The organism is Mycobacterium sp. E787 (assembly GCF_001668725.1).
Lineage (GTDB): Bacteria > Actinomycetota > Actinomycetes > Mycobacteriales > Mycobacteriaceae > Mycobacterium.
The window spans coordinates 1-24,133 of sequence record NZ_LZKL01000034.1 but is presented as its reverse complement, the minus strand read 5'-3'; the positions used below and the strand labels follow the sequence as shown (position 1 = coordinate 24,133).

The 24,133-nt window shown below is 69.6% G+C and carries 19 protein-coding genes; 10 read left to right on the top strand and 9 right to left on the bottom strand.

Annotated elements, in window-relative coordinates:
- Positions 1 to 90: 90 nt before the first annotated feature.
- From A5705_RS07345 to A5705_RS07335, 3 genes are all read left to right on the top strand, one after another.
- Entirely contained in the window at positions 91 to 1,242 is a 1,152-nt protein-coding gene (locus A5705_RS07345) for an FAD-binding oxidoreductase (RefSeq protein WP_067871524.1), read from the top strand.
- A gap of 2 nt (positions 1,243 to 1,244) precedes the next feature.
- Complete coding sequence (locus A5705_RS07340) at positions 1,245 to 2,147, top strand: aldose 1-epimerase (protein ID WP_068276538.1); 903 nt, start codon at positions 1,245 to 1,247, stop codon at positions 2,145 to 2,147.
- An 85-nt stretch (positions 2,148 to 2,232) separates the two neighbouring features.
- A complete protein-coding gene (locus A5705_RS07335; RefSeq protein ID WP_068276535.1) occupies positions 2,233 to 5,430 on the top strand; it encodes an adenylate/guanylate cyclase domain-containing protein in 3,198 nt (1,065 codons plus the stop codon).
- Between the two features lie 18 nt (positions 5,431 to 5,448).
- Here A5705_RS07335 and A5705_RS07330 read toward each other — a convergent pair whose 3' ends face one another.
- The 7 genes from A5705_RS07330 to A5705_RS07300 form a co-directional block, all read right to left on the bottom strand.
- On the bottom strand, positions 5,449 to 6,291 hold the full coding sequence (locus tag A5705_RS07330) for a DUF5995 family protein (protein WP_068276531.1): 843 nt from the start codon (positions 6,289 to 6,291) through the stop codon (positions 5,449 to 5,451).
- A 52-nt stretch (positions 6,292 to 6,343) separates the two neighbouring features.
- Positions 6,344 to 7,528: an oxygenase MpaB family protein gene (locus tag A5705_RS07325; protein ID WP_068276530.1), complete on the bottom strand. Its 1,185-nt coding sequence runs from the start codon at positions 7,526 to 7,528 to the stop codon at positions 6,344 to 6,346.
- A gap of 45 nt (positions 7,529 to 7,573) precedes the next feature.
- A complete protein-coding gene (locus tag A5705_RS07320; RefSeq protein ID WP_067871513.1) occupies positions 7,574 to 7,966 on the bottom strand; it encodes a heat shock protein transcriptional repressor HspR in 393 nt (130 codons plus the stop codon).
- Positions 7,966 to 9,147 (bottom strand): molecular chaperone DnaJ, encoded by a 1,182-nt coding sequence (gene dnaJ / locus A5705_RS07315; RefSeq protein ID WP_068276527.1) that lies wholly within the window; start codon positions 9,145 to 9,147, stop codon positions 7,966 to 7,968. Before dnaJ ends, A5705_RS07320 begins: the two co-directional genes overlap by 1 nt.
- A gap of 56 nt (positions 9,148 to 9,203) precedes the next feature.
- Positions 9,204 to 9,851, bottom strand: a complete 648-nt coding sequence (gene grpE, locus A5705_RS07310; RefSeq protein ID WP_067871509.1) for a nucleotide exchange factor GrpE — start codon at positions 9,849 to 9,851, stop codon at positions 9,204 to 9,206.
- The gene (gene dnaK / locus A5705_RS07305; RefSeq protein ID WP_067871507.1) at positions 9,848 to 11,710 is read right to left on the bottom strand and encodes a molecular chaperone DnaK; all 1,863 of its coding nucleotides are present in this window, start codon (positions 11,708 to 11,710) and stop codon (positions 9,848 to 9,850) included. Before dnaK ends, grpE begins: the two co-directional genes overlap by 4 nt.
- Positions 11,711 to 12,137: 427 nt before the next feature.
- Positions 12,138 to 13,085: a LysR family transcriptional regulator gene (locus A5705_RS07300; protein ID WP_231982382.1), complete on the bottom strand. Its 948-nt coding sequence runs from the start codon at positions 13,083 to 13,085 to the stop codon at positions 12,138 to 12,140.
- A 94-nt stretch (positions 13,086 to 13,179) separates the two neighbouring features.
- Here A5705_RS07300 and A5705_RS07295 point away from each other — a divergent pair, with 94 nt between their 5' ends.
- The 3 genes from A5705_RS07295 (at position 13,180) to A5705_RS07285 (ending at position 17,155) form a co-directional block, all read left to right on the top strand.
- Entirely contained in the window at positions 13,180 to 14,670 is a 1,491-nt protein-coding gene (locus A5705_RS07295; protein ID WP_068276524.1) for an aldehyde dehydrogenase, read from the top strand.
- Entirely contained in the window at positions 14,670 to 15,620 is a 951-nt protein-coding gene (locus A5705_RS07290; protein ID WP_068276521.1) for an amidohydrolase family protein, read from the top strand. Before A5705_RS07295 ends, A5705_RS07290 begins: the two co-directional genes overlap by 1 nt.
- A gap of 80 nt (positions 15,621 to 15,700) precedes the next feature.
- Positions 15,701 to 17,155, top strand: coding sequence for an amino acid permease (locus A5705_RS07285; RefSeq protein WP_068276518.1), 1,455 nt, complete (start codon positions 15,701 to 15,703; stop codon positions 17,153 to 17,155).
- On the opposite strand, the gene A5705_RS07280 is transcribed toward A5705_RS07285, so the two are convergent.
- Positions 17,134 to 17,694 carry an NTP transferase domain-containing protein gene (locus A5705_RS07280; protein WP_067871499.1) on the bottom strand — a complete coding sequence of 187 codons (561 nt, stop codon included), beginning with the start codon at positions 17,692 to 17,694 and terminating at the stop codon, positions 17,134 to 17,136. The two genes, A5705_RS07285 and A5705_RS07280, sit on opposite strands and share 22 nt — an antisense overlap.
- A 52-nt stretch (positions 17,695 to 17,746) precedes the next feature.
- Here A5705_RS07280 and A5705_RS07275 point away from each other — a divergent pair, with 52 nt between their 5' ends.
- From A5705_RS07275 to A5705_RS07260, 4 genes are all read left to right on the top strand, one after another.
- Positions 17,747 to 20,083: a xanthine dehydrogenase family protein molybdopterin-binding subunit gene (locus A5705_RS07275; RefSeq protein ID WP_068276515.1), complete on the top strand. Its 2,337-nt coding sequence runs from the start codon at positions 17,747 to 17,749 to the stop codon at positions 20,081 to 20,083.
- On the top strand, positions 20,080 to 20,955 hold the full coding sequence (locus A5705_RS07270) for a xanthine dehydrogenase family protein subunit M (protein WP_067871495.1): 876 nt from the start codon (positions 20,080 to 20,082) through the stop codon (positions 20,953 to 20,955). The genes A5705_RS07275 and A5705_RS07270 overlap by 4 nt, the downstream gene beginning before the upstream one ends.
- A complete protein-coding gene (locus A5705_RS07265; protein ID WP_067871493.1) occupies positions 20,948 to 21,433 on the top strand; it encodes a (2Fe-2S)-binding protein in 486 nt (161 codons plus the stop codon). The genes A5705_RS07270 and A5705_RS07265 overlap by 8 nt, the downstream gene beginning before the upstream one ends.
- A gap of 103 nt (positions 21,434 to 21,536) precedes the next feature.
- A complete protein-coding gene (locus A5705_RS07260; protein ID WP_067871491.1) occupies positions 21,537 to 22,136 on the top strand; it encodes a hypothetical protein in 600 nt (199 codons plus the stop codon).
- An 11-nt stretch (positions 22,137 to 22,147) separates the two neighbouring features.
- Here the strand turns inward: A5705_RS07260 and A5705_RS07255 are convergent, their stop codons facing one another.
- Positions 22,148 to 23,839 (bottom strand): PE-PPE domain-containing protein, encoded by a 1,692-nt coding sequence (locus A5705_RS07255; RefSeq protein ID WP_068276514.1) that lies wholly within the window; start codon positions 23,837 to 23,839, stop codon positions 22,148 to 22,150.
- Positions 23,840 to 24,133: the final 294 nt, after the last annotated feature.

The window sequence follows — 24,133 nt, the reverse complement described above, 5'->3', positions numbered from 1 at the left end:
CAAGGTTGAGTCTGTTCCGCTCAACTCTAGTGGATTTTGCGCACCTCGGGATAGAGGCTTAAGTCGCCATCCCGCCTAGAATCGGCGCCCGTGAGCCTCGAGGACCGGGATGCGTTGCGGGTTTTGCGCGACGCCTTCGAGGACGAGCTGGTCCGCCACTTCTATACCCACTGGTTCGCCCTCGACGCCTCGGTGCGCGACCTGTTCCCACCGGAGATGGATGCGCAGCGGGCCGCCTTCGCGCACGCGTTGCACTGGGTTTACGGCGAGCTGGTCGCGCAGCGCGCCGCCGAGCCGGTGGCCTTCCTGGCCCAGCTGGGCCGGGATCACCGCAAATTCGGCGTGCTGCCGGGCCATTACGACTCGTTGCGGCGCGCGCTGCACGCCACGCTGCGGAATCACCTCGGCCAAGCCTGGACCGAGGCCGTGGACGCGGCCGCCACCCAGTCGCTCAACCTGATCATCGGGGTGATGCGCGGGGCCGCCGACGCCGACGAAGGACCCGCCTGGTGGGACGGCACCGTCATCGAGCACCAGCGGGTCTCGCGCGACCTGGCCGTCGTTCGGCTGCGACTCGACCGCCCGATGCACTACTACCCCGGCCAGTACGTCAACGTGCACGTTCCGCAGTGCCCGCGGCGTTGGCGTTACCTCTCGCCCGCGATCCCGGCGGACCCGGACGGCGGGATCGAGTTCCACGTCCGCCAGGTCCCGGGCGGCCTGGTCAGCACCGCGGTCGTCGACGAAACGCGGGCCGGCGACCGGTGGCGGCTGTCCAGTCCGCACGGCGGTCTGCGGGTCGACCGCGACGGCGGGGACGTGCTGATGGTCGCCGGCAGCACCGGGCTGGCACCGCTGCGTGCGCTGATCATGGACCTGTCCCGCTACGCGGTGAACCCGCGGGTACACCTCTTCTTCGGCGCGCGCTACCGCTGCGAGCTCTACGACCTGCCCGTCCTGTGGCAGGTCGCGCAGCACAACCCGTGGCTGTCGGTCACGCCGGTCTCGGAGTACCGCCGCGACCCGGCGTGGGCCGCCGACTATCCCGACCCCACCCCGCCGCGCGGGCTGCACGTGCACCAGACCGGCCGCCTGCCCGACGTGGTGACCAAGTACGGCGGCTGGGGCGACCGGCAGATCCTGATCTGCGGCGGGCCCGACATGGTCCGCGCCACCAAAACCGCCCTGATCGCCAAAGGGGCACCGCCCGAACGCATCCAGCACGACCCCCTGTGGAGGTAGGCATGCGCCCGATCACCCTGACCGACCCGTCCGCGCCGGTGGCCGCGACGTTCGTGCCGGACGCCGGCATGATCGGCACCTCCCTGACCGACGACGGCGCGGAGTTGCTGGGCCAGCGGCGCGGGCTGGACGCGTACATCCAAGCCGGCAAGACGATGGGGATCCCGATCCTGTACCCGTGGGCCAACCGGCTCGGGGACGCCCGCTACACGGCCGAGGGCGTGACGGTGACGCTGACGCCGGGCGAGCACGGGGTCCGGCCCGACCCCAACGGGCTGCCGATCCACGGCACGCTGGCCGCCTATCCCGGATGGCGGGTCACGGCGCAGACCGCAAACGAGCTGACCGCCGAGGTGGACTTCGGCGCCGACCCCGAGTTGCTGGCCGCCTTCCCGTACCCGCACGTGCTGACGGTCGCGGTGCGGCTGGCCGACCGCGCGCTGACCGTGCGCGCCACGGTCACCGCGACCGGCGACCTGGCGGTCCCGCTGTGCTTCGGCTTCCACCCCTACCTGTGCCTGCCGGACGTGCCGCGCGCCGAGTGGGTGATCGAGACCCCGCCGCTGCGGCACCTGGCCCTGGACGAGCGGGGGCTGCCCACCGGCGCGGCCGAACCGGAGCCCGCGCGACGGGAGGCGTTGGGCAACAACGCCTTTGACGACGCCTACGACCAGGTCGGCGAGGGCGCGGTGTTCGCGGTGTCCGGCGGCGATCGTCGCGTCGAGGTGCATTTCGAGCGGGGGTTCTCGGCGACCCAGATCTTCGCGCCGGCCGGCGACGAGCCGGAGAAGCAGGTGGTGTGCTTCGAGCCGATGGCGGCGCCGACGGACGCGCTGCGCCGCGGCGGATACCGCAGCGCCCGCCCGGGCGAGCCGGCGGTCGCCCAGTTCTGCATCCGGGTGTGACCAGAGTTGCGGAACGGTCATTTTCACATGCGCTGAACCGGGCCGGCGAGTAGTCTGACGCCCAATCCCGGGCAGGAGGAGCAGGTTGAGCCCCGGCAACAGCGAATCGATCGACGACTTGCTCGATCGCGCGGTGCGCGCCCTCAACGAGGGCGACCGCGAGACCGCCACCTCGCTGGCCGGGCGGGTTCTTGCGGTCGACCGGGGCAACCCCGAGGCGGAGGACCTCCTCGCCGCGCCGGCTCATCACGGTGAGATTCGCCGCCTGACCATCATGTTCGTCGATCTGGTCGAATCCACGGCGCTGTCCACCCGATTGGAACCCGAGCCCTACCACACCCTCGTCGGGCGATACCGCGCCGAGGTGCACCGGGCCGTCGATCGCTACGGAGGCCACATCGGTTCCATCAAGGGCGACGGGCTGCTGGTCGTGTTCGGCCATCCCACTGCGCACGAGCACGACGTCCGCCGCGCCGTCGCAGCCGGCCTCGAGATCACCCGCGCGGTTGCGCAGCTCAGCGAGCGGGCCCAACGCACCTTCGGTGTGGCCATCGACGTGCGGGTCGGCGTTCACCGTGGGCTGGTGTACCTCGACACCGAGCAGGACGACGTCTACGGCTTCGCCGCCAACCTTGCCGCGCGCCTGTGCAGTGTGGCCGAGCCCGGCACAGTGGTGGTCTCGGAGGCGGTCGCCCCGCTGGTGCGCGACGCGTTCGAGCTGCAGACCCGGCCGGCCGTCGCGGTCAAGGGCGTCGACGCGCCCATCACGCCGCATCTGATTCTGGGCGAGCGATCCGAGGCGCCGCCTCCCGGGTCACCGCCGCTGATCGGGCGCGACGCCGAGCGCGGCCGGCTGCAGCACGCCTGGGACCTGGCCCGCGCGGGAACGCTGAGCACCCCGGGCATGGTGCTGCGCGGCGAGCCGGGAATCGGCAAGACGCGGCTGGCGACCGAGATCGCCCGGATCGTCGGGGACTCCGGCGGCGCCGTCGTCGAACTGAGGGGCTCACCGCTGCACACCGACACCGGGCTGCACCCGGTGCGCAGGCTGATGGAACGGCGCTGCAAGATCACCCGGGTGACCGAAGGCGCCGAGCGGTTGCGCCTGCTGGAGTGCGAATTGAGCTCGCACTCAATGGATCCGGCTCGCACGGTGCCACTGCTGGCGCCGGTGCTGGGCATCGCACCCGAGCACGGTTATCGCCCGGTCGCGGTCGAGGGCCGCACCCTTTACCAATTGATCGGCCAGACGGTGCACCAGTACGTGATGGCATGCTTGCGACACCAACCCGGCCTGGTGGTCGCCGAGGACGTCCACTGGTTCGACCCGTCCACCGTGGAACTGCTCGGCGCGCTGATCGCGGGCGCGGACGGGCGGGTGCTGGTGCTGATGACCGGGCGTGAGGGCGACTGGGTCCAAACAGGTTGGGCGGCAGAGGTGTTGGAGCTGCAACCGCTGACCGACGCGGAATCGGATGCCTTGATCACGGCGCTGGACCCGACGCTGTCGCACGCGCGCCGCGGCCAGGTGCGGGACCGGTGCGACGGGATTCCCCTCTACATCGAGCACGTCGTGGCGGGCATGCGCGCGGCCGACGACGAACCGGACGTGCCGGAGGCGCTGTACGCGCCGCTGTTCGCGCGGCTGCACGCGCGCCCCGACGTGGTGCCGGTGGTCGAGGCGGCCGCCGTGATCGGGCGCGCCGGTGACCTGCAGCTGCTTCGGGCGGTTACCGGGGGCCGTACCGCCGACGTCGACGACGTCGTTGCCGAGCTGGTGCGCGCGCGTGTGTTCGAGCGGCGCGACACCGACGGCTGGCGGTTCCGCCACGAGCTACTCCGGCAAGTGGCGACCGAATTGGCCCCGCCGTCGCTGCGGCGCTACCTGCACGGCCGGGCCGCCCGCGCGTTGGCCGACACCGCGACCGCCGCCGAACCGGACTGGCGGGCGGTCGCCGCGCACTTCGCGGAAGCGCACGAGTACGCCGACGCCGTCGACGCCTATCGGAAGGCCACGGTCAACGCCCGGCGTCGCGGCGCGGCCCACGAGGCGCTCGCCTGCCTCACGGCGGCGCTCGAGCAGCAGGCGCACTGCGCCGCGGGCCCCGCACGGGACCGCACGGAGATCGCCCTGCGCCTGGAACGCGGGTTTGTGTCGGGCACCGTGCAGGGCAGCCAGAGCGGCGAGGGGCCCGCCGACTTCCAGCGCTGCCTGGCCCTGGCCAGTGACGGCAACTATCAGGACGAGCTGTTCAGCGCCCTGTGGGCGCTGGTCAGTTACTACATGCCGCGCGCCGAGCTGCGCCGTGCGCACGAGCTGTTGGACTCGCTGTCCGCGCGGACGACTGACAATCCGCCGTGGAATAAGCTGGCAACCGCGTCCACGCTGGGGTCTGTCACCTGGCTGCAGGGCGACTTCACCACCGCGCGGAAGCATTTGCTGGCCGCTCTGGCCGACATTTCCGCCGCGGACCCGCGGGTGCTGGAGACGGCCTTTTGGGTGGCCGTCGACCCGGTCGCGAACGCGCATACCTTCCTGGCGCTGACGCACATGGTCCGCGGGGACCTCGACCATGCCGACGCCGAGTTCGGCGAGGCCCTGCGCCGCTGCGACGAGCTGGGCTTCCCCCGCAACGCCCACAACCGCGCGCACACGCTCTACATGCAGATCTGGGTCCATCTGGAGTCGGGGCAGCTCGAGCGGGCGGCCGAGCTCGTCTCGAGCCTCCGTGAGCTGAGCGAGCGGTCGGGGCTCGACCTGTGGCAATGGGTGGGCAGGACCCAGCACGCCACCGTCAAGGCGCTCGACGCCCTGGCCAAGGGTGCCATGGAGTCCGACGCCGGCGCGCTGACTGGCCAGGCCGAGAAGCTGGCGCAGCGGGTGGACGGGTCGCGGCTGATGAGCCTGAACAGCTACCTCACGTATCACGACGCGGTCATCGGGCGCCTCCTGGTGGCCGCCGGGCAGCCGGAGAAGGCGCGTGAGCGGCTGGACATGTCGTTGCGCCACTCGCAGGAAACAGGCATGCGCTTCTACGACGCCGAGGTACTGCGCGTGCGCGCGCACACCCTCGCCGAACCGGCGGAACGCCGCGCCGCGCTCGCCGACGCGATCCAGTGCGCCCGTCACCAGGGCGCGTCGCTGTTCGAATTGCGTTGCCTGATCGACTCTTTCGATCTCCTCGGCGAGGGCAGCCGGTCGGAGCTGGCCGAGGCCGTGCGGCGATTCGCCGGTGCCGGTCCCTGGCCGGAACTGGAACGGGCGCGCCGCCTGCTGTCGTGACTCACCGACACGACGCGATCAAGCGCGAGCCTTCGCCGCATTCTCTGGGCGCCTCGAGACTGCCTCCAGCGCATCGAGGTTGCTTCGAACCTCGCGGGGCTCGTGTTTGGCGACGGCCCGGATGAGCCGGGGCAACGGTGACAACCGACCCGAGGGTTGCAGGTACCAGGAGCTCAGCGTCGCCGTCCAGGCCTCCTGATGCACCGCCTTCTGCTTCGCGTTCGGCGGGTTCGTCGCCACGTAGCGGGCGAAAAGCCAAGCGCCCTCACGCATCGCGGTCAACCACCGCTGCATGAGTTGGATTTCGTCGGGTATCAGCAACCGGAGCCAGCGAAGCTCCGGGGAGAGCTGCTGCACCTCCTTGTTGATGCCCGGAATCTGGGCGCACAGCAGGTCGTTGACCCGGTGGTAATCCTCCCTCAACGAGTCCGGCCAGCCATCCGCGACGGTCAGCAGCGCGAGGCCCAGGTCGAAGCTGATGTGCGCGTTCAGCCCGGCCAGCATGTGCTGCACGATGACCGCCTGGTGGTCGGGGTCGCCGACGAACGCGACCTCCCAGGGCAGGGTCGGCGTCTTCGACTCGTCACGATGGAAGTGGGCGTTCAACGCGTCGAAGTAGCGTTTGGCGAAGGCCACGTCGAGCCGCTCGATGCGAGGCCCGTCGACGAACCTGCCTTCCTTGATCGCCTCGCGGATGGCGAGGGTGATCCGGCGGTAGAGAACGGCGAAGTACCCGATGCTGCTCTGCGCGTCCTTGGCCCAGTCGACGACCTCGTCGATATTGCGCACGACGTCGTCGATGGTGCCGGGTTCTCGCAGCCGGTGCAGCGTCAGCGGGTCGGCAGGCGCGGGGGCGGACATGTCGAAAGAACCTCCTTTTAGGTAGATCCAGGTCGGTGCGCGCATGGCGCCGTCAGCCCGACAGCTCCCAGCTGCGGGCGAGTCGATCGGGCATGGCGAACGGCGCGCGCTCCCCGCCGCGCTCGAGCCGGAACAACCCGTGGACCAGGTCGTAGCCGAAGGGGCGAGCGATGCGCGAGACCAGTTCGTAACGGGGGGTGGCACGCTCGGTGCGGCCGAAGACGCGCGCGTAGACCCACTTGTTGAGTTGGGCGAGCCGCCCGATCTCGGGGAGGTCGGACTTCGGCACGTTCAGCAGGTCGGCGACGTCGTCGCCGATCAGGTGCCGAACCAGGGGCGGGATCGTGTCGTCGAAACGGTGGAAGGGGGTCATCTCGTCCATCAGCTCGAGCAGCGCCCTGGTCATGTCCTGCCCCTCGGGCGACGCCCTGAACTGCCTGCGCCGGATCGCGTCGACGAGTGCCTCGGCATCGCCGATCCCGTGCACGCGCAGCGCGTCGTCGATGCCCATCAGGTGCCCGATGACGTTCCACAGGTGCAGGTAGGCGTCGACGTCCTTGGCGGGCAGGCGAACTCCCAGCCGGGGCAGCGAGTCCGCGACGATGTAGGAGAACACGAGCTTCGTCCCGGCGAGGTCCTCCTGGTTGATCGGCGTGCCCCACTCGGGATGCCACAGTGGCGACTCGCCCGTGCGCGCCGCCTGCTCGTTGCGGGCCTCGATCAGCTGCCGCACTGCGGCGTGCATCAGGCGGACGCGCTGGATGGTGCGCCGGCCCCTGCCGTTTTCATCGAGGCCGCCGACGCTCAGTACGTCCATGAGGAACTGGCCGGTCTCGATCACCCGCCGCCGGGCGTCGGTGTCGAGCCGCGCGGTCAGGTAGAGCACCTTCACGCCGTCGGCCGCCGCGTACGACGCCGGCAGGGAGGCGCAGAACAGGCACAGAGTGATCAGCACGCCCCAGGTCTCGTACAGCTGCTGGCCCCGCCTGATCTTGCCCATGTCGGCCCAGTCGGGCAGGGCGTGCGTCTCGGCCAGGTAGGCCCTGATTTCTTCCGGCAATTCGCCGGGCGGCGGCTGGTCGTTGCGCACCAGCGTGCGCATGAGCGCGTTGACCGCGTCGACGCCGTGCGACTCGAGGACCGCCCTGACCGGCTTGTCCGCCACGTCATCGCCGGTGTGCCGCATGCGATCCAGCAGCGCGTCCGTCCATCCGGACCTCTTCGTGGTGCTCGACATGGACGCAGCTTGGCAGCCGGCGCGCGCCCCGATAAGCGTAGTCCGCTACTCCACCAGGCGTCCCTTGCGCGGCTGCCAGACCACGACGGCGGTGCTCTTGGGCACCACCGCAAGGTCGCGGCGCTGGCCGGCGCGGGCCTGCGCCAGCTCCTCGGTCAGCTCCTTCACACGCGCCTGCAGGGCCTCCACGTGGTTGGTCAGCTCGATGATGCGCTTGATGCCGGCCAGGTTGACGCCCTCGTCCTGCGACAGCCGCTGCACCTCACGCAGCAGGTCGACGTCGCGCTCCGAATAACGGCGTCCCCCGCCGGGGGTCCGCCTCGGGCTGACCAGCCCGAGGCGGTCGTAGGTGCGCAGCGTCTGCGCGTGCATGCCGGCCAGCTCAGCGGCCACCGAGATCAGGAAGGTGCGGGCCTCGTCTTTGCGGTTCTTGGCCATCAGCGGTTACCCGCCCATCCCGCGCGTGGGTTGAACCCGCTGGACCGCTCGGCGGCCGCATAGGCCTCCAGCGCCTCCTGGGCGGCGCCCTCGACGTTCGGCGGCACGGCCACCTTCACGGTGACGAGCAGGTCGCCGTTGCCCCCGCCGCGCTTGGGCACGCCGCGCCCGCGCACCCGCAGGATGCGGCCGTCGGCGGTGCCCTTGGGCACCCGGACGCCGACCTTGCCGTCCAGCGTGGGAACCGAAAGCGTTGAGCCCAGAGCCAATTCGGTGAAGCTGACGGGAACGGTCACGGTGAGGTCGTCGCCGTCACGGCCGAAGACGTTGTCCGGTCGCACGTGCACCGTCACGTACAGGTCGCCCGACGGCGCCCCGCGCAGCCCCGCCTCGCCCTGCCCGGGCAGCCGGATCCGCTGCCCGTCCTCCACGCCGGGCGGGATCCGCACGTTGATGGTTCGGGTGCGGGTGGTCACGCCGGTGCCTTTGCACTCGTCGCACGGGTGCTCGATGATCGACCCGCTGCCCCGGCAATCGGTGCAGGGTTCGGAGAACCCGAACGCGCCCTGGTTGCGGTTGATCACCCCGGACCCGTTGCAGCTGGGGCACACCTTGGGGCTGGTGCCCGGGCGCGCGCCACTGCCGTGGCAGTTGGTGCACGGCGCGGGGCTGGTCAGCCGCAGCGGCATCGCCACGCCCTTGGCCGCCTCGACGAAGTCGAGCTCCGTCTCGGTTTCCAGGTCGTTGCCGCGCCGCGGCCGGCTGGGGCGGGGACCACCTGCGCCGCGGCCGAACAGGCCGCCGAACAGGTCGCCGATGTTGGCGCCGCCGCTTCGGCCGGCGGCGTCGAACAAGTCGCTGAGGTTGAACTCGGCGCCGTCACCGCCGACATTGAAGCTGAAGCCGCTGCCCCCGTCGAACCGGCGCCCGCCGAAGCCGCCGCCTGCGAACAGGCGGCGGGTCTCGTCGTACTCCTTGCGCTTGGCCGGATCCGACAGCACGTTGTGCGCCTCCGACACCGCCTTGAAGCGTTCGCCGGCGGCGGGGTTGTCGGGATTCGCGTCCGGATGCAGGTCGCGCGCCAGCTTGCGGTAGGCGCGCTTGATCTCTTCTGGGCCGGCGTCGGAGGAGACGCCCAGCTCCTTGTAGAAGTCCTTTTCGACCCATTCACGCTGGGCCATGTCGCGTCACCCCCTTTCACCTTTCTCTATCCATTTGTCGTAACTGATTTTTGTGCCTACTCGACCGGAGTGTCGGCGTTATCGCCCGTGTCGGGCTCTCGAGTTTCGGCTGCGACCGCTTCCTCGCAGTCGCCGGAGACGGTGTCTGGGATGGTGTCGATGACGCCGACCAGCGCGTGCCGCAGCACCTGGTCGCCCAGCTTGTAGCCCTGCCGCATGACGGTGCCGATCACCGGCTTGGAGCCGTCGGCGCCGTCGCCCTCGTGCTGCACGGCCTCGTGCAGCACCGGGTCGAAGTCCTCGCCCTCCTCGCCGAACGCCGTCAGGCCGAGGCCCGTCAGCGCGCTGTCCAGCTTGTCGGCGACCGACTTCAGCGGGCCGGATTCCAGGTCGCCGTGCTTGCGCGCCCGCTCGAGATCGTCGAGCACGCCCAGCAATTGGCTGACGACGGCGGCCTTGGCCCGGTCCGCGGCGGCCTGCTGGTCGCGCAGCGCCCGCTTGCGGTAGTTGGTGAAGTCGGCCTGCACCCGTTGCAGGTCGGCGGTCAGCTCGGCGACCTTGTCGGCACCCTCACCCTTGCCGGCCGGCGCCGCCCCACCCGGCGCTGCCGCGCCGGGGGGAACGTGCCGTACTTCGCCGGTCTCGGGATCGATCCGCCGCTTGTCGGTGACCGTCACCTGTTCCTGGGGGTTGCCCTCCGTCACTTGGCCTCCCGGTCGTCGTCGACCACCTCCGCGTCCACGACGTCATCGGCGGAGCCGGGCTGCGGACCACCGGCGTCACCGGCGGCCTGCCCGCCGGCGGCCTGGGTGGCCTCGTAGATCGCCTGGCCGAGCGCCTGGGACTCCTGGCCCAGCTTCTCCATCGCGGACTTGATCGCGCCGATGTCGGTGCCGCCGAGCGCCGTCTTGGCCTCGGCGATCGCGCCGTCGACCTTGGACAGCGTCTCCTCGGGAACCTTCGACCCGCCCTCGGCTTCACGCTGGTCCTTGACGAACTTCTCCGTCTGGTACACCAGCGATTCCGCCTGGTTGCGGATGTCGGCCTCCTCGCGGCGCTTGCGGTCCTCCTCGGCGTGGGCCTCGGCGTCCTTGATCATCCGGTCGATCTCCTCCTTGGACAGGCCGGAGCCCTCCTGGATCTTGATCGTGTTCTCCTTGCCGGTGCCCTTGTCCTTGGCCGTGACGTGCACGATGCCGTTGGCGTCGATGTCGAAGGTGACCTCGATCTGGGGCACGCCGCGCGGAGCCGGCGGGATGCCGGTCAGCTCGAAGGAGCCGAGCAGCTTGTTGTGCGAGGCGATCTCGCGCTCACCCTGGTAGACCTGGATCTGCACCGACGGCTGGTTGTCGTCGGCCGTGGTGAAGGTCTCCGACCGCTTGGTCGGGATCGTGGTGTTGCGCTCGATGAGCTTGGTCATCACGCCGCCCTTGGTCTCGATACCGAGGCTCAGCGGCGTGACGTCCAGCAGCAGAACGTCTTTCACCTCACCCTTCAAGACACCTGCCTGAAGAGCCGCTCCCACCGCCACAACTTCATCGGGGTTGACGCCCTTGTTGGGCTCCTTGCCGCCGGTGAGCTCCTTGACCAGCTCGGTCACCGCGGGCATGCGGGTGGAACCGCCCACCAGCACCACGTGGTCGATGTCGGCGACCGAGATGCCGGCGTCGGAAATGACCGACTTGAACGGCTGCCGGGTGCGGTCCAGCAGGTCCTGGGTGATCTTCTGGAACTCGGCGCGGGTCAGCTGCTCGTCGAGGAACAGCGGGTTCTTGTCCGCGTCGACGGTGATGTAGGGCAGGTTGATCGACGTGCTCTGCGAACTCGAGAGCTCGATCTTGGCCTTCTCGGCCGCCTCACGCAGCCGCTGCATCGCCATCTTGTCCTTGGTCAGGTCGATGCCGGCGGTGCCCTTGAACTTGTCGACGAGCCAGTTGACGATGCGGTCGTCCCAGTCGTCACCACCGAGGTGGTTGTCACCGCTGGTGGCGCGGACCTCGACCACGCCCTCGCCGATCTCGAGCAGCGAGACGTCGAAGGTGCCGCCGCCCAGGTCGAAGACCAGGATGGTCTGTTCCTTCTCGCCCTTGTCCAGGCCGTAGGCCAGCGCCGCGGCGGTCGGTTCGTTGACGATGCGCAGCACGTTCAGGCCGGCGATCTGGCCGGCTTCCTTTGTCGCCTGCCGCTGGGCGTCGTTGAAGTAAGCGGGCACGGTGATCACCGCGTCGGTGATGTCCTCACCGAGGTACGCCTCGGCGTCGCGCTTCAGCTTCATCAGCACGCGGGCGCTGATCTCCTGCGCGGTGTACTTCTTGCCGTCGATCTCGATGGACCAATCGGTGCCCATGTGCCGTTTGACCGACCGCACGGTGCGGTCGACGTTGGTCACCGCCTGGTTCTTGGCGGGCTGGCCTACCAGCACTTCACCGTTGCGTGCGAACGCAACGATGGACGGAGTCGTCCGCGAGCCCTCGGAGTTGGCGACGACGACGGGGTCGCCGCCCTCCAGAACTGCGACGACGGAGTTGGTGGTCCCGAGGTCGATGCCGACCGCACGAGCCATAGTGATTCCTCCTGAGTGTGTAGAGCATTTGTGGTGCCACTATGCTGAGTGAACCCCGCTCAAGCCTGCCCCTTCGGGCACCCTGGTGTCAACCCAAGGTTGAGTGGGATTCACTCAAGTTGTTGACCATGCCAACGGCGAGCGCCGGCGTCTTGTTCCCAGGGGTCGCCCAATCGGTGTGAATTCGGGGCTTTGCGTGTGCGTTCAGGGTCGAAATGCGCCCGGATTCCCGCCGTCAGTGCACACCCGACGTCGTCAGCTCACATTCGACGGGTCGGGGTCCTATTCCACGGGCGTAGCGCGTTGAGTGTGAACTGAGGTCTTTGCGTGGTGCGCCAGGGTCGAAAAGCGCCCGGATTCCCGCCCTCAGCTCACACCCAAAGCCCTCAGCTCACACTTAAAGCCGTCAGCTCACACGCAGACGCCGTCAGCGCACACTCGACGCGCCGGGTTCCGGGATCATCTCCTCGATGAGCGAGAACACCGCGCGGGTGGCCGCGCTGGTCGGGCGGACCGCCGACATCGCAGCGTACAGCCGCCAACAGATCTCCTGATCGGAGATCCGGACCGTAGCCAGACCGTCATCGCCGATCTCGTCGAGGATGAACCGGCTGAGAAATCCGATTCCTATGCCGTTGCGGATGTGGGTCGCGGTGGTGGCGATGTCGGCGACCTCCAGGGCGACCGTGCGCTGCACCCCGGCGGCGGCGAAGGCCCGGTCGACCACCTCCCGGTTGCCGTACCCCGGCGGCCCGTCGACGAACGACATCCCGCCCAGCTCGGCCAGGGTCACCGATCCCCGGACCGCCAGCGGATGAGTCACCGTGACGACCAACAGCAGCTCGAACGCGGCGACGAGTCGGGTGTGCAGTTCGGCCGGCGGCCCGTCGGGCAGGACTAACAGGGCGACGTCGAGGTTGCCGTCGCGGAGTTGCTGCGCCAGGCCCGCGGAGCCGGCCCGTGCGAAACGGACCTGGACCAAAACGTCGGGATGCCGCGTGTACAGGTCGGCCAGCAGCGTCGGCAGGTCGATGTTGTTGATCGACATCAACGTCCCGAGCCGCACGGTGCCGCGGACGGCCCCGACCGTGGCTGCGACTGCATCCTTGGCCGCGCGGGCGGCCTCGATGGTGGCGCGGGCGTGGGGCGCCAGCTCCTGTCCGGCCGGGGTGAGCGTCACCCCCGCCGGGCCGCGGACGAACAGTTCCGCGCCGAGCTCGCGTTCGAGCGCCTTGATGGTCGCGGACACCCCGGACTGGACGACGTGCAGCCTCTTGGCGGCGCGGGTGAAGCTGAGGGTGTCCGCGACGGCCAGGAAATAGTCCAACTGGCGAAGCTCCACCGAGCAATTATCACCGCGGGTGATGGCTTCCATCAGAAATTTTCGTTGGCGCCTGACGGTTGAGGCAATTTAGCGTTCGCAATTGGCTCGCGTCGATCCCAAACCCCTCAACCGGACGGTGCGCTTTATGAATTTGCAAGCTCCCAGTCTCACGCGGACTAGGACCCGCTGGTCCTCGGCGTCCACTGACGACCAATTCGTCGTGCAGAACCCGGCGACGGGTCAGACGGTCACGGTCGTCCAGGGCGCGGGGCCCGAGGAGGTGGACCAGGCCGTCCGCCGGGCCCACGCCGCGCACCTGAACTGGAAGCAGCGCCCGGCCCGCGAACGCGGCCGCTACCTGCGGCAGATCGCCGAGGTCATCCGCGCCCACGCCGACGAGATCGCCGCCCTGGAAACGCTGGAAATGGGCAAGCCGATCACGCAGGCGCGCAATTTCGACGTGGAAGCCGCGATCGCCGTCTTCGAGTACTTCGGCGGCTTGGTGGAGGCGCTGCCCAGCCAGGCCCGCGACTACGGGCCCGTTCTGGACGTGACCACGCTGGAACCCTACGGCGTGATCGCGTGCATCGTGCCGTTCAACTGGCCACCCATCCACACCGCCGGAAAGATCGCGCCGGCCCTGGCCGTGGGCAACGCCGTCGTGGTCAAACCACCCGAGCAGGCGCCCTCGGTGGTGCTGCGCATGGTCGAGCTGATCCAGTCGGTCCTGCCGGACCACGTGGTGCAGGCCGTGCCGGGCAAGGGCGAGGTGGGCGCCGCGCTGGCCGGACACCGGTTGGTGGGCAAGGTTTCCTTCACCGGATCGCCGCGCACGGGCGCGGCGGTGCTGCGCACCGCCGCCGGCAACCTCACCCCGGCGCTGATGGAGCTCGGCGGGAAGAACCCGCTGGTGGTCTTCGACGACGCCGACCGGCACGAGGCGCTGCTGGCCGCCGTCGACGGCGGCTTTTTCAACCAGGGCGAAGCCTGCACCGCGGCCTCGCGAATCCTGGTGCAGCAGAGCGCATATGAGGAGTTCGAGGCGAAGTTGTGCGCGGCGGTGAGCCGGCTGCGGGTGGGTGACGGCGCCGACCCGGCCACCGACGTCGGGCCGCTGGTCACCCGCAAGCAGCAGAAGCAGGTTCTGGACTACCTGCGGATCGGCGTTGCCGAAGGCGCCCGCATCGCCGCTCAGGCGCCGCTGCCCGAGGATCCCCGGTTGGCCGACGGCTTCTACGTGGCACCGACCGTCCTGACCGACGTCACCCCCGCCATGCGGGTGGCCCGCGACGAGATCTTCGGGCCGGTGGTCACCCTCATTCCGTTCACCGACGAGGACGAGGCGGTCCGCATCGCCAATGCCACGCCGTTCGGACTGGTCGCGGCCGTGTTCACCCAGGACGGTGATCGGGCGCTGCGGGTGAGCCGGCGGATCCGGGCCGGCGCCGTGTTCGTCAACAACTATCACCGCATTTCGATCGGCACCGGGTTCGGCGGGGTGGGCCACAGCGGGTTCGGGCGCGAGCACGCCCAGGAGACGCTGGCCGAATACGGCTACACCAAGACGATCCGGCTGGCAGCCAAACGCGACGAGCTGTCGTACTGGAGCGCCGCGGCCAGGGTGCTGGCGGGCTAGTGCGGACAATAGCCCTCGAAGAGCATTACGCCACAACGGAATTCCTGAACGGCCCGGGCCGGTGGCTGGCGACCCGCGCGGGCCTCGTCGAGCCGATCCGCGATCTCGGTGACGGCCGGATCGCGGCGATGGACGAGGCGGGCGTCGACGTGGCGGTGCTGTCGCTGGCCGCGCCGGGCGTCGAACAGCTCGACGGGCCGCAGGCCGTGCAGCTCGCGCGCGACTGCAACGACGAGCTCGCGGCGGCCTGCGGGCGGTTCCCGGATCGGCTGTCCGGCTTTGCCGCGCTGCCCATCAGCGCGCCCGAGGCGGCCGCCGAGGAGCTGGAGCGGGCGGTGCGCGGGCACGGCTTCGTCGGTGCCGTGATCAACGGGCACAGCCAGGGCCGCTACCTGGACGACCCGTTCTTCGACCCCGTGCTGTCGCGGGCGGCGGCGCTGGGCGTCCCGATCTACCTGCACCCGACCATCCCGCCCGCCCGCGTCATCGAGGCCAGCTACGCCGGGTTCTCCGCGGAGGTCACGTTCGCGCTGGCCACCGTGGGCTGGGGATGGCACATCAACACCGCCACGCATGTGCTGCGCGTGATCCTCGGAGGCGTGTTCGACCGCTACCCCGGGCTGCAGTTCATCATCGGGCACATGGGCGAGGCGACGTCGTTCATGTTGCCGCGGTTCGACGCGACGCTCAAACCGGAGCTGACCGGCCTGCGGCAGCCCGTCAGCAGCTATCTGCGGCAAAACCTCAACTACACCTTCGCCAACTTCAACGACGAGCCGACCTACGCCAACCTCATCGCCCAGGTCGGCCTTGAGCGCGTGTGCTTTTCGGCCGATTACCCGTTCGGGTCGATGGTCGCCGCCCGCGCATTCCTCGACGGGCTGCCGCTGGGCGACGACGAGCGGGCGCTCATCAGCCACCGCAACGCCGAACGGTTGCTGCGCCTCTGACGCCCGTTTGCTGCCGGCAAGCAGGCGCAACCTTGATGGGTTAGCCTGAGCTGTCCCGAAGCCACCAGGGCAGGAGCTCGATGTCAGAGCAGAACAGCGCCGCCGCACGGCTCGCGCGCGAAGAGGCGGGCTATCACAAGGGCCTCAAAAACCGGCAGATCCAGATGATCGCCCTGGGCGGCGCCATCGGAACCGGCCTCTTCCTGGGTGCGGGTGGGCGGCTGGCGTCGGCGGGACCGGGATTGTTTTTGGTCTATGGCGTGTGCGGCATCTTCGTGTTCCTGATCCTGCGCGCCCTCGGCGAGCTGGTGCTGCACCGCCCGTCGTCGGGATCGTTCGTGTCCTACTCCCGCGAATTCTTCGGGGAGAAGCTGGCTTTCGTCTCCGGCTGGATGTACGTCCTGAACTGGTCGATGACGGGAATCGTGGACACCACGGCGATCGCGCACTACTGCCACTACTGGCGTGCCTTCCAGGCCATCCCGCAGTGGACCCTCGCGTTGATCGCGTTGCTGCTGGTGTTGTCGATGAACCTCATCTCGGTCAAGGCGTTCGGCGAGCTCGAGTTCTGGGCCTCGCTGGTCAAGGTGCTGGCGCTGGTGACCTTCCTCGTCGTCGGCACGGTCTTTCTGGTCGGACGGTTCAAGGTCGACGGTCACGACACCGGGCCGGGCCTGTGGGACAGCCACGGCGGGCTGCTGCCCACCGGCCTGCTGCCGTTGGTACTCGTCACCTCGGGGGTGGTGTTCGCTTACGCCGCAATCGAACTGGTCGGCATCGCGGCCGGCGAAACGGCGAACCCGGAGAAGATCATGCCGCGCGCGATCAACTCGGTGGTGTTCCGCATCGCGGTCTTCTACATCGGGTCCACCGTCCTGTTGGGCCTGCTGCTGCCCTACACCGCCTACAAAGCCAACGTCAGCCCGTTCGTGACGTTCTTCTCCAAGGCCGGTGTCAGCGGTGCGGGCAGCGTGATGAACGTGGTGGTTCTGACGGCCGCGCTGTCGAGTTTGAACGCGGGCCTGTATTCCACGGGCCGCATCCTGCGCTCGATGGCGATCAACGGCAGCGGCCCGAGGTTCACCGCGCCGATGTCGAAGAGGGGGGTGCCCTACCGCGGGATCCTGCTCACCAGCGCCGTGGGGTTGTTGGGCATCGTGCTCAACGCGGTCAAACCCAGCCAGGCCTTCGAGATCGTGCTGCACATCGCCGCCGTGGGCATCGTGTTCGCCTGGGGGACGATCGTGGCGAGCCAGCTGCAGTTCTACCGACTGGCGAAGGCCGGGAGGGTGCAGCGGCCCAAGTTCCGGATGCCGCTGTCGCCCTACAGCGGCTACCTCACGCTGGCCTTCCTGGTCGGCGTGGTCATCCTGATGTACTTCGACAAGGTCCAGGGACCGTACCTGCTCGGCGCGACGATCATCGGCGTCCCCGCGCTCATCGCCGGCTGGTTCCTGGTGCGCGGTCGGGTCCGGGCCGCCGCCGAGGACACGGGCGTGCCGGCCACCCCCGCTCAGGGTTCGTCGATGTCCTGACCGCCGGCGAGGTCGCCGCATTCGACGTTGTCCACGTCGGGCCTGCCGCGCAGGAAGGCCGCCGCGCCCCGATCCCCCGACAGCCCGCGCAGCAGTTCCGGCCAGTGCCGGCGCGGGACGACGACGGGATGGCCGGGCCGGCCGGCGAAGCAGGCGCGCGCCAGCCCGCCGGGCGACGACGCCGCCCGGGCCAGGACGCGGGCCACCACGGCCGGACCGACGTCGGGTGTGTCGACGACGTGCAGCACGGCGTAGTCCGCCTGCATGCGGTCGGCGGCGGCCAGGCCGGTGCGCACCGAGGCGCTCAGCCCGTCGCGCCAGTCCGGCGCCACGACGGGGGTCACCCCGGGCGGGGCGGCGGCTCCCCACGTCGGCACGGCGGCGCCCAGGACCAGCACGACGGCGCCGCAGCCGCCGTCCTGCAGCGCGTCGATCGCCGCGTCCAGCCAGCCCTCCACCAGGACTTTCGGCTTGCCGTAGCGCCGCCCCGCCCCAGCAGCGAGCAGCACTCCGACGGCTATCGACTGCGATAACGTCACTCTCCTATGATGGCATCGTGGTTCTCATCAGGCGACAACCGGATGGAGCGCGATGACTCAGGACCTACAAGCCCCCTCCGCTGCCGCGCCCCGGTACGCCGGCACCCGCGTGCAACGGGTGGAGGACGGCCGGCTGCTGACCGGCCGCGGCGGCTTCGTCGACGACATCGCGCGACCCGGCATGCTGCACGCCTGCTTCGTGCGCAGCCCGTTCGCGCGCGCGAAGATCAACGGCATCGACGCCTCGGCGGCGCTGGCGCTGCCCGGCGTGCGCGCGGTTTTCACCGCCGCCGACCTCAACCCGGAGGTCAAGGAGGCGTGGCACGCCGTCGCGGGCAAGGACGTCCCGGACACCCCGCGCCCGCCGCTGGCCGAGGGCGAGGCGAAGTTCGTCGGCGACCCCGTCGCGCTGATCGTCGCCGAGAGCCGGTATGTCGCCGAGGACGCGCTGGAACTGGTCGACGTCGACTACGAGCCGCTGCCCGCGATCGTCGACGTCACCCGGGCGCAGTCCGCCGACGTGCTGGTGCACGACACCTACGCGAACAACGTCGCGGGCGGCATGGGCGGCGCGCCGCCGGACGAGGAGCTGTTCGCGTCGGCGGCCTGCGTCGTGAAAGAGAATATCTACCAACAGATTTACGCGCCGGTGCCGGTCGAGACCCGCGGGCTGGTCGTCGAGTGGTCCGCGGCCTCCGAGGAGCTCACCCTGTGGGCGTCCACGCAGACGCCCCACGAGTTGCGGGCCTTCTGCGCGCGGCTCTTGGGCATTGCGGCGCAACGGGTTCGGGTCATCATGCGCGACACCGGCGGCGGCTTCGGCCAGAAGGTCGTCCCGATGCGCGAGGACATGTGCATCATGCTGGCCGCCCGCAAGGTGCCGGCGGCGCTCAAGTGGATCGAGGACCGGCGCGAGAACCTGATGTCGGCCGGGCAGGCCCGCCACGTCGACGGCACCGGGCGGCTGGCGTTCGACGAGGCCGGCAACATCCTGGCGGCCGACATCGACTTCGTGCAGGACGTCGGCGCCTACCCGACGCCCTACCCGGTGCTGACCACGGCCGCCATCGGCATGTTCTTCCCGGGTCCCTACCGCGTGCCCAAGGCCAGCTTCAACTACAAGACGGTCTTCACCAACACCAGCGGCCTGGCCGCCTACCGCGGGCCGTGGCAGTACGAGACGCTGGCGCGCGAGATCCTGCTCGACGTCGCCGCGCGGAAGATGGGGGTGGATCCCGTCGAGCTGCGCCGCCGCAACCTGTTGCGCCGCGACGAGATGCCGTACTTCAACCCCAACGGCATGCCCTACGACCACGTCGCCCCCAGCGAAACGTTCGAGCAGGCGGTGAAAATCCTTGACCACGAAGGGTTCCGCAAGGAGCAGCGCGAGGCGCTGGCGCAGGGCCGCTACCTGGGCCTGGGCTTCTCGGCCTACATCGAGCCGACCGGGGCGGCGACGGGCCACCTGGCCACCGAGGGTTGCACCATGCGGATGGAGCCGACCGGCAAGATCAACGTCTACGTGAACGGCGGCTCCAGCGGAAACAGCTTGGAAACCACCGTGATTCAGCTGACCGCCGACGCGCTGGGCGCCGACATCGACGACGTCGCCACCATCCAGGGCGACACGGCGATCACGCCTTACGGGGCGGGGACCCAGGGCAGCCGCAGCGGCCCGATGACCGCCGGGGCCGTCGCGGAGGCCGGAACGATCCTGCGCGGGAAGATCGTGGCCCTGGCGGCCCACCAGCTGAAGGTGGCCGAATCCGAAGTGGTGCTGGAGCATTCGACCGCGGCGGTGCGCGACGACCCGTCCAGGCGGGTGAGCTTCGGCGAGCTGGCCTACGTCGCCTATTACTCGCCACAGGCGCTGCCGCCCGGCATGTCACCCGAGCTGGAGGCCAGCGCCCGCTACGTAGCCAAGGCGCCCATCCTGTGGTCCAACGCGACCCACGCCTGCACCTGCGAAGTGGACGTGGCCACCGGCAAGGTCACGCTGCTGCGCTACATCGTCAGCGAGGACGTCGGGCCGATGATCAATCCGGCCATCGTGGAGGGCCAGATCGCCGGCGGCACGGTGCAGGGCATCGGCGGGGCGCTGATGGAGGACCTCGCCTACGACGACGACGGCAACCCGCTGGCAACGACTTTCGTCGACTACCTGCTGCCGACGGCCACCGAGGTGCCGCCGATCGAATTCGGCCACGTCGAGATCCCCGGCCCCGGGCCCGGCGGCTACAAGGGCGCCGGCGAGGGCGGGGCCATCGGGTCGGTGCCCGCGGTGATCAACGCCATCAACGACGCGCTGGCGCCGCGGGGCGTGACGATCACCCGGCTGCCCGCCAGCCCCGCGTCGATCGCGGCGCTGCTCAGCGAGGCGGCCCGGTGAAACCCGCCTCGTTCGACTACCACCGGCCCGACACCGTCGACGACGCCGTCGCGCTGCTGGCCGAGCTGGGCGACGACGCCAAGATCATCGCGGGCGGTCAGAGCCTGGTCCCGATGCTGGCCATGCGGCTGGCCTACTTCGACCACCTCATCGACATCTCGCGGCTGGCCGAGCTGCGGGGCATCGAGCGCCGCGGCACCGAGCTGTGGATCGGCGCGGGCACCACCGAGGCCACCGTCGGTGCCGACGACCAAGTGCGCCAAGCGGTTCCGCTGCTGACGCGCGCGACGCCGTTCGTCGGACACTTCCAGATCCGCAACCGCGGCACCCTGGGCGGGTCGATCGCCCACGCCGACGCCGCGGGTGAGTACCCGGCGGTCGCGCTGGCACTCGACGCGGTGATGGAGGTGCTGTCCCCGCGCGGTCGGCGGGAGATCGCCGCCGCGGACTTCTTCGCCGGCCTGTGGGAAACCACGATGGATCCAGACGAGGTGCTGACCGGCGTCCGATTCCCCGTGTGGAACGGCCGGTCCGGGTTCTCGGTGCGCGAATTCGCCCGGCGCCACGGCGATTTCGCGATCGCCGGAGCCCTGGTCGCCGTCCGGCTCGACGACGCCGACCGCGTGTCGCGCTGCGGGATCGGGTTGCTGGGCCTGGGCGCCACGGTCCGACGCGCGACGGCGGCCGAGGCCGCGGCTGTCGGGCAGCCGGTCGGCGAGCTGGTGGCCGAGGACATCGGCCGGGCGGCGATGCAGGACCTCGACGACGTCCCGACCGACCTGCAGGGGTCGGCGCCGTATCGCACCCAGGTGGGCGCCACGATGGTCGCGCGCGCCTGGAACGAGGCAGTCACGGAGGCACGCAATGCATGAGCAGCCGATCCAGTTGTCGGTGAACGGAACCCCGATCAGCGACGCGGTCGAGCCGCGCATGACGCTGGCGGACTTCCTGCGCGACAAGTGCGGGCTCACGGGCACGCATCTGGGCTGCGAGCACGGGGCGTGCGGCGCCTGCACCGTGCTCGTGGACGGCGACGCCGTCCGGTCCTGCCTGATGTTCGCGGTCCAGGCCGACGGCCTGGAGGTGACGACGGTCGAGGGCATCGCGTCGCCGGACGGCACGCTGTCGCCCGTGCAGTCGGCGCTGCGGGAGTGCCACGGGCTGCAATGCGGCTTCTGCACGCCGGGCTTCGTGATGTCGCTGACGGCGTTGCTGCGCGACAACCCGAATCCCACCGACGACGAGATACGCGAGGGACTGTCCGGAAACTTCTGCCGCTGCACCGGTTACCAGGGCATCGTCGCGGCCGCGCATCGGGCCGCCGAGCTCGGGTCGGTCACGCAGCGGTAAACCTGCGCCATCGGCTCGGCATCGATAGGGCCGTGGTTACAGTAACTTTCGCCGCTTGTTGCGTACTCTGAGCGCTGAATCTGAGAATTTTCGGGAGCGGCGGGTGCAGTTATCGCAGAAGGCGCGGCGGAGCCTGGCCGGTGGCTCGCTGCTGCTCATCCCCGTGCTGGCCAGCCCCGCGTTGATTGACGGCTGCACCTCCACCATCGAGGGCAAGCCGGTCGCCGCGCCGGGGGCCGGGCCGGTCGAACCCACCTTCCCCACCCCGCGGCCGAGCATCACGACGCCGGCCCCCAGCGCAACCGCGGCCCCGCCGCCGGGCACCACCGGGCCTGCGACCCCGACCACGCCGCCCGTCGGCGCCATCCCGCTGCCGCCGGACCACAACGGCTACGTCTTCATCGAGACCAAGTCCGGCGTGACCCGCTGCCAGATCAACAAGGAGACCGTCGGCTGCGAGGCGCCGTTCACCAACTCCCCACTGCAGGACGGTGAACACGCCAACGGCGTGAGCGTCAGCGCCGGCGGCAACGTTCAGTGGGTGCTGGGCAACCTGGGCGCCATCCCGACGGTCACCATCGACTACAAGACCTACTCGGCGCAGGGCTGGACCATCAACGCGACCGAGGAAGGCACCCGCTTCACCAACGACCGCACGCAGCACGGCATGTTCGTCAGCGTGGACAAGGTCAACACCTTCTGAGCGCGACGCCGTCAGGGCACCAGGTTGCCCAGATCGCCGACGACCGTTGAGGCCTGGCCGATGACGGCGAACGCTTCGAATGCCCCGGCCAGCGGGATGAGGTACGTGTCGGTTGCGATCGGTTGGCCGATGGCTGCGACGAGGTTGCCCGACTGCAGTCCGTTGGCGAAGAGGGTCAAGTCGTACGCGGGCAGGCTGGTCAGCAGGGCGTTCGCGACATCGGCGGTGGGCAGCAGCGTCGCGTAGCCGTCCGCGGCCGCGCCCGACAGCGTGTTGACCGCGTTGTAGATGTTGTCGGCGACGTTGACCGGGGAGAGCGCGGAGACGAGGTCGGCCGGGCTGGGCAACGTGAGCGCCGACGGCCCCGACGAGGGCATGCTGAACGAGTTCAGGGATGTCCCGAACGACCCGGTGCCGGAGAATTCCGCGGAGACGTCGTGCATGAAATCGGTGATGCCCTGCTGGGTTCCGGAGACGAGCAGGCCCGGCACCTTCGCCACGTCGCTTATGGGCGGGAACAGGCCGAATTGGGTGGGCACGTTGGCGGGACCCTGCGACCAGCCGTAATTCGGGTCGCCGTAGCCGAGGTTGACCAGCACTTTCATGTCGGGTTGGAGGAGGTCGGCGATGGGGTTGCCGACCACCGGGATGGATCGCAGCGGCTCCAGCAGCGGCAGGTTCTGGGTCGGGATCATGTTGTAGGTCGTCATCGTGGGGCCGACGGTTGGCAGCTGGATCGCCGTGGCGAGCTGGCTGGACGTCAGGTCCGTGTAGGTGGGATGCACGTAATAGATGCCCGCAAGCGAGTTGAGATCCGACAGCAGATTGATCGGGTACTGCGGGACGTCGGCGAAGCCGTCGTATTCCTGAGTCCAGATGGTGGTCGGGTACAGGTTGGAGGGGGTGGCGCCGTTGAACGTGATGCCGAGGGCCGGGATGCTCAGGGGGTACAGCCGTTCGAACAGGCCGCCGTTGGGGGCGTTGGGATCGCCGGTGAGCACGAACGAGACCGCCGAGGTCGGCACGTGCTGGGCCGCCAGCAGCGGCATCACCATCGACGAGATCGTCGAACTCTGCGACTCGCCTTTGACGACAATGGTGTTGCCCGCGTTGTAATTCTGCAGGATCGCGCTGTCGAGAATTTGAACGCCCTGGGCTTCCGACACGTCCAGCGTCAGACTCTTGACCCCGGTGTAGAGCCCGTAATTGCCTTCCGGTGTGAACAGCGCCTGTGGCGTGAAATTCTGGAAGAACGGCTCGATGTACAGGGCGAAATTCTTCGCGATGAAGTCGGGGGTGGGGATCGGCTCCCCGCTGCCGCCCATGATCAGCGCCACGTTCGCGGCGCTGGTGGCGCCACCCCCGGCGAGCAGTCCGGTCGCGGCGTCGACCGCGGTCAGGAGCTGCCCCAGACGCGAGGCGCCGGCCGCCTCGGCGCCGGCGAACGCGTCCGCGGCCGCCGTCAGCGTCTGCGTGAACTGCTTGTGAAACGCCGCCGCCCGCGCGTTGAGCGCCTGGAACTCCTGGGCCTGGCTGGAAAACAGCGAGGCGATCGCCGCCGACACCTCGTCACCCGCGGCAGCCACCACATTGGTGGTCGGGGCCGCAGCCGTCGCATTGGCCGCGGTCAACGCCGAGCCGATGTTTTCCAATTGCCCGGCCGCCTGGTCAACGAACTCCGGCAGCACCATCACGAAGGACATGGCCCGTCTCCCTCGACATTCAGCGATCCCCTGGTGACCCGAGGAAAAGCGTACTCGCGGGCGGTCTTTCGGTCCCGGCTTTCGCTCGGGACGGCGTTCAAGATTGTTCATGTCCGGCCGATTGGGTCAGATGGCCGACGATTCGGGGTTCGCCGCGGTCGAGCGGCTCAAACTTGTCGTACCCGGCTGTGATGATGGGGTCATGTTGTCGACGGCGCCGCCTCGGTTGGGGGTGAACCATAAAGAGCGGTTGGCGGTGTTGTTTGAGGAGTTGGCGGAGTTGGCCGGGCAGCG